Annotated in this window: 18 protein-coding genes; 1 reads left to right on the forward strand and 17 read right to left on the reverse strand. The window is 60.9% G+C overall.

Annotation, left to right across the window (positions count from 1 at the left end; all coding sequences use genetic code 11):
• Positions 1-4: 4 nt before the first annotated feature.
• The 11 genes from sctS to AO277_RS05265 all read right to left on the reverse strand — a co-directional run bounded on the left by sctS (position 5) and on the right by AO277_RS05265 (position 7,146).
• Positions 5-274, reverse strand: coding sequence for a type III secretion system export apparatus subunit SctS (gene sctS / locus AO277_RS05215; protein WP_002553581.1), 270 nt, complete (start codon positions 272-274; stop codon positions 5-7).
• Positions 275-278: 4 nt separating this feature from the next.
• Positions 279-935, reverse strand: a complete 657-nt coding sequence (gene sctR / locus AO277_RS05220; protein ID WP_004658168.1) for a type III secretion system export apparatus subunit SctR — start codon at positions 933-935, stop codon at positions 279-281.
• Entirely contained in the window at positions 932-1,987 is a 1,056-nt protein-coding gene (gene sctQ / locus AO277_RS05225; RefSeq protein WP_044317905.1) for a type III secretion system cytoplasmic ring protein SctQ, read from the reverse strand. The genes sctR and sctQ overlap by 4 nt, the downstream gene beginning before the upstream one ends.
• A complete protein-coding gene (locus AO277_RS05230) occupies positions 1,984-2,469 on the reverse strand; it encodes a hypothetical protein (protein ID WP_005733364.1) in 486 nt (161 codons plus the stop codon). Before AO277_RS05230 ends, sctQ begins: the two co-directional genes overlap by 4 nt.
• A gap of 73 nt (positions 2,470-2,542) precedes the next feature.
• Entirely contained in the window at positions 2,543-3,871 is a 1,329-nt protein-coding gene (locus AO277_RS05235) for a FliI/YscN family ATPase (RefSeq protein WP_044317904.1), read from the reverse strand.
• Positions 3,868-4,461 (reverse strand): FliH/SctL family protein, encoded by a 594-nt coding sequence (locus tag AO277_RS05240; RefSeq protein WP_044317903.1) that lies wholly within the window; start codon positions 4,459-4,461, stop codon positions 3,868-3,870. The genes AO277_RS05235 and AO277_RS05240 overlap by 4 nt, the downstream gene beginning before the upstream one ends.
• Positions 4,454-5,074 carry a hypothetical protein gene (locus AO277_RS05245; protein WP_044317902.1) on the reverse strand — a complete coding sequence of 207 codons (621 nt, stop codon included), beginning with the start codon at positions 5,072-5,074 and terminating at the stop codon, positions 4,454-4,456. Before AO277_RS05245 ends, AO277_RS05240 begins: the two co-directional genes overlap by 8 nt.
• On the reverse strand, positions 5,071-5,850 hold the full coding sequence (gene sctJ, locus AO277_RS05250) for a type III secretion system inner membrane ring lipoprotein SctJ (RefSeq protein WP_002553574.1): 780 nt from the start codon (positions 5,848-5,850) through the stop codon (positions 5,071-5,073). Before sctJ ends, AO277_RS05245 begins: the two co-directional genes overlap by 4 nt.
• 3 nt (positions 5,851-5,853) lie before the next feature.
• The gene (locus tag AO277_RS05255) at positions 5,854-6,285 is read right to left on the reverse strand and encodes a hypothetical protein (protein ID WP_002553573.1); all 432 of its coding nucleotides are present in this window, start codon (positions 6,283-6,285) and stop codon (positions 5,854-5,856) included.
• A 9-nt stretch (positions 6,286-6,294) separates the two neighbouring features.
• A complete protein-coding gene (locus tag AO277_RS05260; RefSeq protein ID WP_002553572.1) occupies positions 6,295-6,513 on the reverse strand; it encodes a hypothetical protein in 219 nt (72 codons plus the stop codon).
• 21 nt (positions 6,514-6,534) lie between these two features.
• A complete protein-coding gene (locus AO277_RS05265) occupies positions 6,535-7,146 on the reverse strand; it encodes a hypothetical protein (RefSeq protein ID WP_002553571.1) in 612 nt (203 codons plus the stop codon).
• Positions 7,147-7,297: 151 nt separating this feature from the next.
• Here AO277_RS05265 and AO277_RS05270 point away from each other — a divergent pair, with 151 nt between their 5' ends.
• Complete coding sequence (locus AO277_RS05270; RefSeq protein WP_044317901.1) at positions 7,298-8,080, forward strand: tetratricopeptide repeat protein; 783 nt, start codon at positions 7,298-7,300, stop codon at positions 8,078-8,080.
• A 2-nt stretch (positions 8,081-8,082) separates the two neighbouring features.
• On the opposite strand, the gene AO277_RS05275 is transcribed toward AO277_RS05270, so the two are convergent.
• Genes AO277_RS05275 through AO277_RS05300 form a run of 6 tightly spaced genes read right to left on the reverse strand, consistent with a single transcriptional unit; the run spans position 8,083 to position 13,631 of the window.
• Positions 8,083-8,499: a hypothetical protein gene (locus AO277_RS05275; RefSeq protein WP_029241019.1), complete on the reverse strand. Its 417-nt coding sequence runs from the start codon at positions 8,497-8,499 to the stop codon at positions 8,083-8,085.
• Positions 8,500-8,511: 12 nt separating this feature from the next.
• Positions 8,512-9,825, reverse strand: a complete 1,314-nt coding sequence (locus AO277_RS05280; RefSeq protein WP_031598660.1) for a type II and III secretion system protein family protein — start codon at positions 9,823-9,825, stop codon at positions 8,512-8,514.
• Positions 9,822-12,005, reverse strand: a complete 2,184-nt coding sequence (gene sctV / locus AO277_RS05285; RefSeq protein WP_044317900.1) for a type III secretion system export apparatus subunit SctV — start codon at positions 12,003-12,005, stop codon at positions 9,822-9,824. The genes AO277_RS05280 and sctV overlap by 4 nt, the downstream gene beginning before the upstream one ends.
• Positions 12,002-12,340: a type III secretion apparatus assembly chaperone SctY gene (sctY, locus tag AO277_RS05290; protein ID WP_002553567.1), complete on the reverse strand. Its 339-nt coding sequence runs from the start codon at positions 12,338-12,340 to the stop codon at positions 12,002-12,004. Before sctY ends, sctV begins: the two co-directional genes overlap by 4 nt.
• The gene (locus AO277_RS05295; RefSeq protein WP_002553566.1) at positions 12,337-12,696 is read right to left on the reverse strand and encodes a hypothetical protein; all 360 of its coding nucleotides are present in this window, start codon (positions 12,694-12,696) and stop codon (positions 12,337-12,339) included. Before AO277_RS05295 ends, sctY begins: the two co-directional genes overlap by 4 nt.
• Positions 12,693-13,631, reverse strand: a complete 939-nt coding sequence (locus tag AO277_RS05300) for a SctD/MshK family protein (RefSeq protein WP_002553565.1) — start codon at positions 13,629-13,631, stop codon at positions 12,693-12,695. The genes AO277_RS05295 and AO277_RS05300 overlap by 4 nt, the downstream gene beginning before the upstream one ends.
• Positions 13,632-13,671: the final 40 nt, after the last annotated feature.

The following is a 13,671-nucleotide window of genomic DNA, read 5'->3' on the forward strand; positions in this document are numbered from 1 at the left end:
CGACTCATCGGGTCCACAAGGGAAAGTTGTCCAGCACCTGATTGCCCAGCTCTGCCACCTGCCCGGCCAGCAACGGCCCGACAAACACGATCACCAGCAATACCGCTACCAGCTTGACCACTTGCGGCAGTGTCTGGTCCTGGATCTGGGTCAGTGCCTGTAACAGGCCCACACTGAGGCCGACGACAATGGCCACGATCAACGCCGGAGCGGAGAGCAGCAAGACAGTCATCAGCGCCTTGTTCATGAGCGAGAGAAAAACATCCTGGCCCACAGCGTCAGCCTCCGTAGCTCAGGATCAGACCGTGCATCAGTCTTGACCAGCCACTGAGCGCCACAAACAGAAAAATCTTCAACGGGATTGAAATCAAGGTGGGCGAGACCATCGACATGCCCATCGCCATGAGCACATTGGAGACCAACAGATCGACGACCAGAAACGGGATATAGAGCAGAAAACCGATCTCGAAGGCACGGGTCAGTTCAGAGCTGACGAACGCCGGAATCAGCACGACAAGATCGTCATCGCGCAGATCGGCTCGCGCTTCGGGCGACCATATGGTTTCAGTGGCCTGGACGAAAAAACCGCGTTCGCTTTCATTGGCGAACTTCGAAAGGTGCGCCTGTAATGGCGGGCGCAAGGCGCTGCCGAGTTCCTCCAGTTGCTGGACATTCTGCAGGCTCAGATCGCGGCCTTGCACCTCCCGGTACATGTCACCGATCAGCGGCGTAGTCACGTATACCGACAGAATCAGCGCAATGCCGTAAAGCACCAGATTGGGCGGCGTCTGCTGCACGCCCAGCGCATTGCGGATCAGAAACAGCACCACGGATATCTTCATGAATCCCGTCAGCGTCACGACGGCCAGTGGAATCAAACCGATAGTAGCGACGACCAGAATGATTTCGATCAGGTTCGGCTGGTAACCGTTCATGAGGCAGTGAAACCCAGCAGTCGCACACCCAGACCGTCGCCGATACTCACCAACTCGCCACGGCCTATACGGCGGCCATTGACCATCAGGTCCACCTCATCGTGCCTCGAACCGGCCAGCGGCAACAGGCTGCCCGGCGCCATCTCGCGAAGTTGCGCCAGCGTCAGTTCAACGCTGCCCAGTTGGCAGACCAGCGTAAGCGGCAGCTCATCCAGCGAAGTATCCAGATCGGAACCGTCGGTCATTTCACTCATCGAATCGTTCCTGTTGAAAGTGTGGGAGACATAATGGGGACTGACGGTGCGCAGAGGCCCCAGCCATTCGAGGGTTTCACCCTGGTGCCTGGCAACCGTCCGGTAGCGCTTGCCCAGTCGCAGCAGCACCTGCGTGTCGGCCAGGGTGTCGAGCATGACCACATCACCCGGCACCAGACTGTGCAGCTCTGCGGTGGTTAATGGTGCCTGCCCGGCCTCGACACTCAACGTGAGCACCAATGCATCAAGCGGCTGCGGTCTTGTAACGGCGTTACGGTCGAGCAGCGCGATGACGTGCCGGGCGCTGTCAGCATTCAAATGTATTTCCAGCGCCTGTGCCTGCACCTCATCCGGCCGCACTTCCAACGCGAGCCTGAGTGGATTTTCAAGCGGATGTGCAGGCCACGGGAGCACCTGAACAGGCTCGCCCGATAATGTTTCCAGAGGCTCGATCCAGCTCAGCCAGGCCTGCTCCAGTAACAAGGTATCGGTCTGGGTATCGACTGACGCACCTGGTAGCCAGCCCAGCCCTGACAGCTCGAAAAGACGCGACGGAACGACAAGTTCGAGGTAGGCCTGCCCGAACCTGATGGCCACCCTCACCGGTCGGCGACACTCGCCACCTGCGCTGGCCAAGCTCACGTGCATGGGGCGCTGCCCAAGAACGATCCGCCACGGTGCTGTCTGGCGATGCAACAGGTTATGCAAACTCAACAGATCAGCATCGAACCGGGCAAGCCGGCTTCGGACTGAACCAATGCCTGGAGGCGAAGGCATTGGCTGTACGCACACCGTCATCGCTCGTCTCCAGGTGGGGATCCTTTGACGGGCAGGTCTGCCTGATCGGCCTCATCGCGCTGCTCACTGGCCCGCGCATCGTTGCGCATGCGCTGTTCGACGAGGTCCTGCCAGGCTCGGGACTTTTTCAGCTGTTCAAGGTGCGCCTGCCTGAGCCGCTTGCGTGCCTGCTCTTCAGTCTCAAGGTTCAACACCGCATTATCGGCATCGGCCTGCAATGCCTTGCGTTCGTCATGCAGTTGCTTCAAGCGCTCCTGAACGACCTTCCACTCGCTGACCGACAGGCCCTCGCTGAGCTGGCCGACCGCCTGCTCGGCCTCCTGAGCCAGTTGTTCCCGATGCAGGCGTAACTTTTCCCGTGCCTGATCCAGCTCGGTGTGGCTATCACGGCAGCGCTCCCGTTGAGCGCCAAGATGAGCGGCAGCGCGCTGCTCACGCAACAGACGCAAGGCTTGCAGGCTGTACAGGTCGGCCTTCTTCATCGTTTTTTTCCATAGCAAAGACCAATCGGCGTCGAGTCGTAGAGTGAATCAGGAGCCGAATCGAAAAACGGGCTCATGCCAGCACCTTGCGCAGGCGGGCCAGAGTTTGCGCAAGGCTGTCATGTTCGGAGGGCGGCTGACGCAGAAATGCCTCGATCGGCGAATGGCGGGCAATTGCCTCGTCGGCTATCGGGTCACTGCCAACCGCGTACTCACCCACCTGAATCAACAGTTCGATTTCCTGACGGCGGGCAATCAACTCACGCAGCCGTGATGCCAGTTGCCTGTGTTCGGCAGTCGCAATGTGGTCCATCAAGCGGCTGCGACTGCGTAAAACATCGATTGCCGGAAAGTGATCGCGCTGCGCCAGTTCGGCGCTCAGCACGATATGGCCATCAAGGATTGAGCGAGTCTCCTCGGCCACCGGGTCCATGGCCGCATCACCTTCGGTCAATACGGTGTAAAGCGCCGTGATGCTGCCCTGCGGGCCAGGGCCGGCGCGCTCCAGCAGGCGCGGCAATGCCGAGAAAAAAGAAGGCGGATAACCACGCCGGGTCGGCGGCTCCCCCACTGCCAGACCAATTTCGCGCTGGGCACGGGCAAAACGGGTCAGGCTGTCCATCAACAAGAGCACATTGCGCCCCTGATCACGATGATACTCAGCCAGAGTGGTCGCTACGTAAGCCGCCCTGACCCGCTCGGCGGCGGGGCGGTCAGAGGTGGCAACCACCGCCACGGTACGTACCCGGGCCGTGGCGTCGAGTTGCCCTTCAAGCAGTTCGCGTACTTCACGGCCACGCTCGCCGATAAGCCCGATGACGATCACGTCGGCATCGCTATTGCGAACGATACTCGCCAACAAGGAAGACTTACCCACACCCGGCTCGCCGAAAATACCCATGCGTTGCCCCTGGCCGAGGGTCAACAGGCTGTCGATAGCTCGTATGCCCAATGACAGTGGCTTGACGATTCGCTGGCGGCTGAAGGGCGCCGGAGGTTCTGCATGCAATGGATAATGCTGCATCCCGAGCGTGGCAGTCGGCGCAGGTCCGTCGAGAAACTCGCCCATAGGGCTGATCACACGACCCAGCAAGGCATCGCCAACCTGCACGCCGAGCGCCTGGCCTGTGGCGATGATCTGGGTACGCGTCGAAAGGCCCTCCATCGAGCCGATAGGCGACAGGATCGCGTCATCTTCATCGAAGCCGATAACTTCCGCCGACAGCTCTCGGCCGTTACCCGGATCGCGCAGCACACATAACTCTCCGATGCCTACGCCGGCGACGCTGGCGCGCAGCAACACGCCACGAATACTGCGCAGCGTCCCACGCATGGGCCTGGGCTGGGCGAATTGCAAGCGCAAACCGAGGTTGGGCAGCAGCGTCGTCAGGGCCTCAGTCATCGCGAATCACCTTCTGCCAGCGGTAACAACGCACGGCGCAGATTATCCAGCTGGGCCTCCAGCCCGAGTTCCACGGACCCCGCCGGGCCACCCAACCGCGCCTGCCCTGCTTCGAGCTGGTCATCGCCTTCGATACTCAGCGAATGCAAGGGCAGCGGCGCGTGGGCCAGGTGCTGGCGCAGACCTTCAACTTCAGTGCCGGGTACATGCAGAGTCAACGCCTGATCCTGACGAAACGCTGCCAACGCCTGCGCAGTACAGCGCAACAACCGCTCGCGCTCGTCAATCTCTCCCAGTACCTGTCGGGCGATGCCCAGTGCCAGTTCAGCCAGCGAAGTTTCCAGCCCGGCCAGGTAGCGGTCGACCTCGGCGCTGGTCTGTGCCAGCAATGCAGCGGCCCGTTCGGCGCCCTCCTGTCTGGCATGCTCGAAGCCTTCGGCGCGAGCCTGTTCAAGCCATTGCGCGCTGTTTTCACGCACGCAACGTGCCTCTTCATGCGCGGCTTTGATGAAGGCAAATCCGTCGATCCAGCGAGCGGCGTCGGCAGCACGCAACACCCGGGAGCCTGATCGTGTTGGCAGATCACTCATGGCTGCTGATCTCCGTCAGGTGTCGAGCAACGGTTTGCACCACAGTCATCTGTTTCGCATCATCCGGTGCAGCGTGCACAGGTTCAGCCAGACGCAGCCGCAGCCAGGCCTGCAGCTGTGCAGGACAGGACTGTAGCCAGGCGGCCACACAGGCAGCACCATCGCGATCGATGGCCTGGAGCAACTCGGCAGGTGTACGCAATAGATCGGCCGCACCGGCCAGATGCCGATGAGTGAGGGCCAGCGAGAATGTGTCGTTACCCAGCAGGCGACGGTACTCACTGACCACTTCGCCACGAATTTCCCGACTCAGCGTTGCCGCGTGCCAGACCGCACCACACAGGCGTGTCAAATGCGAAAAATCGCTTTCGCTCAGCAGCAGTACAGCCAGATCCTGTTCCGCAGGCAGGTCCAGCTGCGCCAGCGGCTGTAGCTTGAAATGTCCGGTCAGCAGTTGTTCAAGGCGTGCGGTAAAGCGCGGTGAATCGCGTAACGCTGCAAGTCGGGCCGCATCAACGTCACGTTCAAGGCATTCGGCCAGACAGCGCTCGCGGACAAAGGCCAAGGGACGTTCGGCCAGTGCATGCCACTGGCTGGTCAGCGCCGTATTCATGACGCTTCACTCAACACGTATGAGCCCTCGCCCCGGCGTCGCTTCCAGAACTGTCGGCCCAGCAGTCCGGCAAGCACCAGCGCAACCAGCAGCAGAGTGCCAAACAGCCAGCGTGCCGCTGGCAGGTCATCTTCAAGCATCCACAGGCCCAGGAAACTGCCCAACTGCGGCTGGGCACTGGCCTTGTCGGGAATGACTGCCTTGATCGCCGTGACTGAAACACCGTCGTAGCCCAGCCCGGAGATGCCGTTGGCAACCAGCGTCTTGATCTGCGGGATCAGCACATTGATGTCGGTTCGCGGGTCAAAACGGACCAGCACCGATGCCGAGGACGGCGAAATCACCCGTTTGAGTAAATCATTGTCAGGCAGCACCACATGCACCCGCGCGGACAGAATGCCATCTATCTGCGAAACGGTATGGGACAGCTCCTCACTCAGCGCATACACCATCTGCGCGCGCTCCTGCACTGGCGAGGACACCAGGCCATTGCCTTTGAAAATCTCTCCCATATTGGAAAAGCTCTGCCCTGGCAGGCCTGCGTCATCCAGCGCCGCCATCGCCTGGGCAAAGCGCTTTTCGTCGACCATCACCTTGAGCTGACCGTTGTCCTGAACCTTGCGTGACGCCGGGATGCCATCACGCAACAGCACCGCCAGCATGGCGTTGGCCTCACGCTCGCCGAGGTTGGTGTAAAGATCGATATCGCAGGCCTGCAACAGGCTTGCAAGCGTCGCCACTATCAACAGGCGCAAGACACGGCGGCGTTTGGGCATGGTTCATTGACCTTTTAGAAGGGTATTGGCAGAGCCGGATATCTGGGTTGCCCCGCGTACCACCATCTGGGTTTCGATGGAGTAATCGAACATCCGTCCAAGCGACTGGACGATGCGATCGACCTGCGGCTCACCTACCTTGCCCGGCGCCTGGACAGCGCTGGTGGCTGGGCTCGGAGCATGATTGGCGGACTGCAATGCATTACCCTGAGTCAGCGCATCGGCCCGCTCTGAGAACTGCCGCGAGCGGTCAATAAAACCATCCAGTCGCTCCATCAGGTTGCTACCGATCTGATGCGGGCTGGCACCCTGCGGCATGCCTTTGGAAGTCTCGGCCATGTGTTCGAAGAGGTTCTGGGAAGCCTGCGGAACCCCGCCTCCTCCCGGCGAAGGCAAGGCAGCCGCCGCCGGTGATGCAGCTGGATTGACGGTCATGGTCGGAACCTATTCAGAGTCGTCGTCAGATTGGGCTTCGTTGAGCATTTCCTGAGCGCGCGGCATGATAATGAACTGCCCGCCAATGGTGACCGCCTGGGTAATCAGGGCATCGTTGAACTCACTGTCGCTGGCAGCCTGCTCGGCGTTTTCGACGGCGGCGTTGAAGCGCGATTCCTGACTGGAAACATTGATGTCTACATTGCTGTCTACGGCGTTGATGGACATGGGTAGTGCTCCTTCTTCGGTTTACTGACGGTCGGTAGCGACTTGAGTGACGACACCGCCACGAAACACCCGCACGCCGCGCTCACGCACTACAGGCGCGACCTCGGCGGCAGGTTGACGATCCACATGGTGCTGAATCTGCGCCAGCCAGGCTGGCGGCCCTGAAACAAAAAGGCTGTCGCTGTCGGGGCTGACGCGGCTGGACATCGGCTGGCCGGACACTTCCAGCCGCGCCATATAACGCTGCAACTCTTCAAGCTGCGGCCCTTGCAGGTCGAACACACGGGTGGCGACCTCATCGGCACCGGCGATGTGCAGCACGTTGCCGTCGAAGTACCAGCTCAGTTGATTCGCATCGCACAAGCGGGTGAGAAACTCACCGGCATCCTCGCCACGTACCGTGCCTCGTGCGTTGCCCCGGACCTTCTCGGAAAACACCACGATCAGGCCAAGGTGTTGACCGAACTCAGTCAGCGCACCGCGAATATCCTGATCAACCAACACGTAGGCGTAAGGCTCTGAGAACCAGTCGGGCTGGCGCTCCGAGGCGGCCTTAAGCACGCCGGATAACAGGCACAGCAGGATCAGCATCAGCAATTTTGAAACTGGCGGGTCAGCCCTGAAGTGCTTCATGGCGCCCTCCGTGACAATGCGACGGCCGCTGGCAGACAGGCTTCAGAAAACGGTCGCTATTCAGCGCAGGGGCTATAAAATGGCGCTCGCCCTCAAAGGCTGTCGACGGCTGATACGCCTCGCCCCGCCCCCTTTCACAAGAGCCTTGCCCATGCCACCTCGTTCCGTCCCCACGTTGTTGTTGCTCGGCTGCCTGAGTCTGGCGGCGTGTTCGACTCAGCCCAAATCCGACGCCAGCTACGAGCGCTTCATGCAACTGGCCGCCGACCTGGAGAAACGCGGCGACTCGACGACGGCAGCGTCGTTCTACCAGCGCGCCACGCAGCAGCCCGAAGCGGGTGTCGAGGCGTGGCGCAAACTCGGTGCAGCCCTGCTCGTCAGCAACGACACGCGTGGCGCAGAGCGCGCTTATCAGCGGGCGCTTGAGCTGAAAGCCGACGACCCGGATGCGCTGCTGGGCCTGGGTACTGCGCAGTTGCGTCAGGGTAAGCTGGAACGCGCCATCACTGCGCTGACCCAGGCCGCCGAAACGTTGCAGCAGCCACAGGCCTGGAACCGTCTGGGCATCGCGCACATTCTGATTGGCCAGGCCGACGCTGCCCAAAGCGCCTTCGGCACCAGCCTGCGACTGGCCCCGAACGACCTCGACACCCGATGCAATCTGGCCTTGGCATACGCCCTGGGCGATGACGACCAGAAGGCCCTGGAGACCATCCGCAGCGTCAGCCAGTCGCCCCTTGCGCAACCGCGGCATCAACGCAACCAGCTGCTGGTCATGGTCCTGGCCGGAAAAGAGAAAGATCTCAAAAACATGACCTTCGACGATATCACCAAGGCCGAACGCGGCAAGCTGATCGCCGAAGCCCGGCGTGTCAAGGCCATACCGGACCGCGCCGAGCAGGCTCGTGAAATGGGGCTGATTGACGCTAACTGAGGTCATCGGGCCTCCTGCGTGTCAGTACTGGCCTGTTGCTCTGCCTGACGCCGACGCAGCTCTTCGCGGTCATAGCCGTCGATGTAAACCTGCGCGGCGCGCCCGACCGGTGCAGCCATAACAGGCCCGGTGTCACGGCCGTGCATGACATCTACGCGCTGCTCGACCATTTGCAGCAGAATCAGGTTGCTGGCACAGCCCGGCGGCAACAATGGCTGAAAATCCTCACCTACACCGATCTCGTCCTGTGCAGCTGGTTGCACACAGGCCTGGGGCACCAGCTCCACACGGCCATCGGCACGGGTGATCGCCGCATAATCCGGTGAATAGCTCACTGGGTCGAGGTGGGTCTTGCAGCCTGCCAGTAGACATAAAAGCATCAGAACCGGCGGGCGTGACATAGCGCAGATGAGGTTCATGGCCATTCCCTTTCAGTTCATGTAAAAGCCGAAGGCACCGCCACTGCGCGGACCTGCCGACGCGGTACTGGCGGCGCGCTGTTTGTCCAGCGGCGTCGCCACCACGCGATCCTTGACCGGCTCGACCAGATACGGAGTGATCAGAATCACCAGTTCGGTTTCGTTGCGCTGAAAGCGCTTGGAGCGGAACAGATTGCCCAGAATCGGCATGTCGCCCAGCATCGGCACCTTGTCCATGTCCTGGCTGCTTTCACGCTGGAACAGCCCGGCAATGGCAAACGTCTGACCACTGCCGACTTCCACACGAGTGTCGGCACGTCGCACCCTGAACGACGGCACCTGATAGCCGTTAACGTCCAGTGTGGTGGTACTCATCAGGCTGCTGACCTCGGGACGCACCTGCAACGCAATGCGCCCGTTGGGCAGCAGCGTCGGGCTGAACAGCAACGACACGCCGTAAGGCTTGTATTCGATACCGACGACTTCGCGGTTGACCGGCACCGGCACCGCCACTTCACCGCCAGCCAGAAAGCTCGCAGTCTGCCCGGTCATGGCGGTAATGTTCGGCTCGGCCAGAACTTCGAGCACACCGTTGCTTTGCAGCGCCTCCAGCATCGCGTCGATGTTGACATTGCCCGACGCAAGCCCGGCGCTGATTACGTTCGATGCGCCGCCCGCTGCATCGGCGGCCAAAGCGCCCCCCGTCAGCAAGCCGAATGAAAAAGTGCCGTTATTGAACAAGGCATTCCAGTTCACGCCATAGCGCAACAGCTCGGAGCGCGAGACTTCGGCGAAACGCACGCGGATATTCACCTGCGCCGACCCTGCGTAAGTGGCACTGTTTACCGTCGACTGAAAGTTCTGCCCCTCGGTGCTCAGCAAGGCATTAAGATCGGTTGCTTCACCGACATCCTGCACGGAGCCACTGGCAATCACCCGGCTGCCGGAGGCATTGATCCGCGCCTGACTCTGCGGGTGCAACGCCTTGAGCGGGCGTGTCACAGCAGCAGTGCCGCTGCTTACCGCCAGACTCAACGCAGCGGTCTCACGGCCCTCGCTGTCCAGGGCAATCAGACTGGTCTGCCCTGCGGCCTTGCCGAACACGTAGATCACGCCGGGTGACACCACCTGCAAGTCGGCAATACCCGGCTCGGCCACCATCACCGAGTCCACGGGGGCTGAAAAATGCAGAACGCGGCCTTCACCGATGGCCAGATCGACTGTGCCTTTGGCCCCTTTGGCAATGTTTTCGGCAAATGAAACTGTGCCAATGAGCAACGCGCCCACACCCACGAGAAACATCCGTATTACGCTTACTGAGGTCATGAGGCAGTCGCCAGAGGAGTGACAGCACCGGCCCTGGATGCCGGGCGTGCAAGGACATCGGTCAGGCTGACAGTGCCGACCGCTTGAAGGTTGTATTCACTGGCCAGTTCACGAAAGGACAGAACCGCCAGTTGCAGCTCGCCGCGCACGATGAGACGGCGCATACACCGACGCAGCTCCGAATGCACAAGCAACACCGTCAAATCATGTTCCGGCAGCATGTCGCACAGGCGACGCAGCTGTACCAGTACGGTCCGGCCGATGTCATCGGGCAGCGAATCACGGCTCTTTTCCTGGCGAGCCAGCGTGGCGCGCAGTTGTTCTTCGAGCGCGGGTGCCAGTACAAAGGCGCTGATCACCCGGTTGCGATCGGCATACTGATGACTGATCTGCCGCGCAAGTCCTGCGCGCAGATGCTCGGTCAGTCTGCCCGCGTCAGATTCAATACTGCCCCACTCCACCATCGACTCCAGCAGGCCGCGACGATTGCGTATCGATACCCCTTCAGAGACCAGCAAACGCAAGGCCTCTGCGATACGCTGCAGCGGCAGAATGCGCAGCACTTCCTTGATCAGCTCACCGTACTTACCCTCAAGCTGTTCCAGCATCAGGCGGGTTTCCTGAATACCCAGAAAGTCGGCGGCATAACGGCGCAACGTACGGTCCAGTACTTCGCGCAACACTTCATCGGCGAACAGAAAACCAATACCGGCATCCTGCAAACGTTCCGCATGCTCGCGCCCTGCCCAGCGGCCGGGACGGGAACCGATCGGCGAAGGCGCTTCAAAGGTTTCGACAGAAACCAGTTGTGCATGCACCGGATCGTCCTGCAGCAAAAGCGCCATGCCGCTGAATTCGCCCTCACTGACGGGTACACCTTCAAGCTCGACCTGGAAACGATCGGCTGGCAGGCTGCGGTCCAGATAAACCTCGGGCAGCGGCACCTCGACACCCAGATCGATGCGAATGTCGTGACACAACGCTTCGATACGCTGACGCAGGGGCTGCAATGGGGCGGCCTCGGCCAATCCGGTTCCGATACTCAGCAGCACCTGGCTGTCGCGTGGCCGCTCGGCGCTTTCCAAGGCATCTTCCGCGGCATCGTTCGAAGCCCCGGAAGCGCCAGAGGAAGCCCCGGGCTCGGCCATCGTTTCATGCTCTGGCAGCTCGTCCTTGACCAGTGACCGGGCAGCACGACGATCCCGGCGCCAGAGCACAAGCGCACTGCCGCCCAGCACGGCGGCCAGACCGACAAACACCAGCAACGGAAACCCCGGCAGCATGCCTACGCCCAGCAGGATCAGCGCAGTCAGACCCAGCGCACGATGGCTGGCGCTCAGTTGCCTGACAATCTCGGTGCCCAGGTCACGCTCTTCGCCGTCGCTGTTGACGCGGGTCACCACGGTCCCTGCGGCTACGGAAATCAACAGTGCCGGGATCTGCGCAATGAGGCCGTCACCGACGGTCAGTAACGAATAGACATGCGCGGCTTCGGCGAACGGCATACCGCGCTGGACCATGCCGATCATCATGCCGCCCAGCAAGTTGACGAACAGAATCACCAACCCGGCAATGGCATCACCCTTGACGAACTTCATGGCGCCGTCCATGGCTCCGAACATCTGGCTTTCACGCTCCAGGCGTGAACGACGACGTCTGGCCTCGAACTGGTCGATGTCACCGTTGCGCAAGTCGTTATCAATGCTCATCTGCTTGCCGGGCATCGCATCCAGGGTGAAACGCGCAGCGACTTCGGCGACCCGCTCAGCGCCCTTGGTAATGACCACGAACTGGGCAACCGTAATTATCAGAAATACGACCAGCCCCACAACGACCTGACCGGCAATCACGAAATCACCGAACGCCTTGACGATATGACCGGCATTGCCGTCCAGCAGAATCAGGCGAGTGGTGGTGATCGAGAGCGACAAACGAAACAGCGTGCTGAGCAGGATCAGCGGCGGCAGCGCGGAAAACTCCACCGAGTGGTTGATGTAGAACGCGACGATGAGAATCAGCAGGCTCAGGGCGATGTTGACTCCGATCAGCGCGTCCACCAGATAGGTCGGCATCGGAATGATCATCATCGCGATAGCCATCAGCATGAACGCAACGATGATCACATCTGTGCGTTTAGACGCAGTTACCGCCAGGCGATTCAGAGCATTCATGAGGGTCATTGCGCAGCCCTCCGGGCTTCCAGGTAGCGTCTGAAGCATTGCCGCGCGTCGTCCTTGCGGCCTGCCTTCCACAACGCGCGGCTACGCAACAGAAGCAGCGCGGCGCTCTCGCCTTGCTGCTCGACCAGCCTGTCCAGTGCCGCAATGGCCCGGTCGGTGTCTCCGCTGTCGGTGAACGCCAGCACCAGGCTGTGCAGCAGCGCGCTGTTCGTCGGTGCCAGCTGTATCGCAATCAGCAACATCACAAGTGCACGTTGTGGCTGGCCACTGCGCCGGTACAGATCACCCATACCGTGGAGCAACTCTATGCATTCGCGATCCTGACTGATGCTCATGACTGCACCTCGGCGCGTTGCTGTTCCAATAGCAGCCGCATGTCGATCTCTTCACGAATCACGTCTTCGGCGAGCTCGCGGATCTCCGGTTCGGCATCCAGCACCGGTAACACTTCGTCCAGCACATAGCGCAGTACTTGTAGCGAACGCGCCGTACCAAAAAGCTGCGCATTGACACCAGAAGCCTGCCCGGTCTGCTCCAGCTCGCCACGCAACGAACGACGAACCTTGCGCTCGCGCTGATCAAGCAGCGCTTCGAAACGGGTTCCCTGACGCGGCTGCGCCGGAGCAACGCGCTCGACTGCGGGCAAAGAATCGGCTGAAGGCGGCGCTACGGGCCGCAGATCGACTTTCATAAAGTGAAGGCAAACCTTTCATCACCGCGTACAAGGCGGACCTGATTGCCCTCAATGCTCTCCAGCCTCCAGTTGTCGGGTAACAGTGCGCCGGGGTAGACACGCTTGCCATGCTCATCGATCACGTAGGGATTGCGACCGAACCACACCGCCTGAAAACGCACGCGAGGTGCCGCAAGCGCCGTGCTTGCCTGCACGTTGGGCGTCAAGACAATATGCTGGCCAAACCGAGTATCAAAGGCCTGTTGAATCTGCAGCCAACTGCTTTTTTGGGCAGCGGGAAAAGCGCCCTCAACACTGAGCTGCCCGCCCTGTTCCTCAACCCGCAATTGCGTGAGCCTGACGTCCTGCAGCGCACCCTCAAGCCAGCTTCGGGCCTGGGTCAGTGTGGGGGCGCTCTTGACGGGCGTTGACGAACCAGGGACGGAATCTGCAATGGAGTGCCGGGCCGACTCGGCAGGTGCACGAAAGGCAAATGCAGTGGCACATGTCACCAGCAACAAAAGTGCAGCCAGTGCTGGCCATTTAAGCAGCACCAGGCGGCGGGACACAGCAGGGATGGCTCGGGCACTTCGTGTGCTGCGCAAGCACAGCCTGCTCTGTCCGACCAGCAACTCGACAGGCAAGGAGATTCGTTGACCGTGGCCGACGTTGACAACCCGACGTTGGCCAAGGCTATCGAAAACCGTCACATCGCCTCCCAAGGCTTCTATTGCGACGTGTTCAACGGAGAATCGCAGACGAACATGTTGCTCGGCCACATCAGCATCGCCCAGCACAAGGTCAGCCGGAGCGGCACTGCCAATCACATAGACAGGATTGTCCAGGAGCAGCGAAACGCCCTGATGCAAACCATGAAGAATTTCGAGCCGGGCTACGCCGCTTTCCTGCACAGAAGCGTCGGGCGTTCCGCTCAATGAGATCAAGGCTGTCATGATCGAGTCACCACCGTGTGATCTACCGGAAACGGCATGT

Source organism: Pseudomonas amygdali (assembly GCF_002699855.1).
GTDB lineage: Bacteria > Pseudomonadota > Gammaproteobacteria > Pseudomonadales > Pseudomonadaceae > Aquipseudomonas > Aquipseudomonas amygdali.

Excerpts from the sequence above, each read along its gene's own strand:
- sctR (WP_004658168.1), bottom strand. The coding sequence starts at position 935 with ATGAACGGTTACCAGCCGAACCTGATCGAAATCATTCTGGTCGTCGCT.
- sctQ (WP_044317905.1), bottom strand. The coding sequence starts at position 1,987 with ATGACGGTGTGCGTACAGCCAATGCCTTCGCCTCCAGGCATTGGTTCA.
- AO277_RS05230 (WP_005733364.1), bottom strand. The coding sequence starts at position 2,469 with ATGAAGAAGGCCGACCTGTACAGCCTGCAAGCCTTGCGTCTGTTGCGT.
- AO277_RS05235 (WP_044317904.1), bottom strand. The coding sequence starts at position 3,871 with ATGACTGAGGCCCTGACGACGCTGCTGCCCAACCTCGGTTTGCGCTTG.
- AO277_RS05240 (WP_044317903.1), bottom strand. The coding sequence starts at position 4,461 with ATGAGTGATCTGCCAACACGATCAGGCTCCCGGGTGTTGCGTGCTGCC.
- AO277_RS05245 (WP_044317902.1), bottom strand. The coding sequence starts at position 5,074 with ATGAATACGGCGCTGACCAGCCAGTGGCATGCACTGGCCGAACGTCCC.
- sctJ (WP_002553574.1), bottom strand. The coding sequence starts at position 5,850 with ATGCCCAAACGCCGCCGTGTCTTGCGCCTGTTGATAGTGGCGACGCTT.
- AO277_RS05255 (WP_002553573.1), bottom strand. The coding sequence starts at position 6,285 with ATGACCGTCAATCCAGCTGCATCACCGGCGGCGGCTGCCTTGCCTTCG.
- AO277_RS05260 (WP_002553572.1), bottom strand. The coding sequence starts at position 6,513 with ATGTCCATCAACGCCGTAGACAGCAATGTAGACATCAATGTTTCCAGT.
- AO277_RS05265 (WP_002553571.1), bottom strand. The coding sequence starts at position 7,146 with ATGAAGCACTTCAGGGCTGACCCGCCAGTTTCAAAATTGCTGATGCTG.
- AO277_RS05270 (WP_044317901.1), top strand. The coding sequence starts at position 7,298 with ATGCCACCTCGTTCCGTCCCCACGTTGTTGTTGCTCGGCTGCCTGAGT.
- AO277_RS05275 (WP_029241019.1), bottom strand. The coding sequence starts at position 8,499 with ATGAACCTCATCTGCGCTATGTCACGCCCGCCGGTTCTGATGCTTTTA.
- AO277_RS05280 (WP_031598660.1), bottom strand. The coding sequence starts at position 9,825 with ATGACCTCAGTAAGCGTAATACGGATGTTTCTCGTGGGTGTGGGCGCG.
- sctV (WP_044317900.1), bottom strand. The coding sequence starts at position 12,005 with ATGACCCTCATGAATGCTCTGAATCGCCTGGCGGTAACTGCGTCTAAA.
- sctY (WP_002553567.1), bottom strand. The coding sequence starts at position 12,340 with ATGAGCATCAGTCAGGATCGCGAATGCATAGAGTTGCTCCACGGTATG.
- AO277_RS05295 (WP_002553566.1), bottom strand. The coding sequence starts at position 12,696 with ATGAAAGTCGATCTGCGGCCCGTAGCGCCGCCTTCAGCCGATTCTTTG.
- AO277_RS05300 (WP_002553565.1), bottom strand. The coding sequence starts at position 13,631 with ATGACAGCCTTGATCTCATTGAGCGGAACGCCCGACGCTTCTGTGCAG.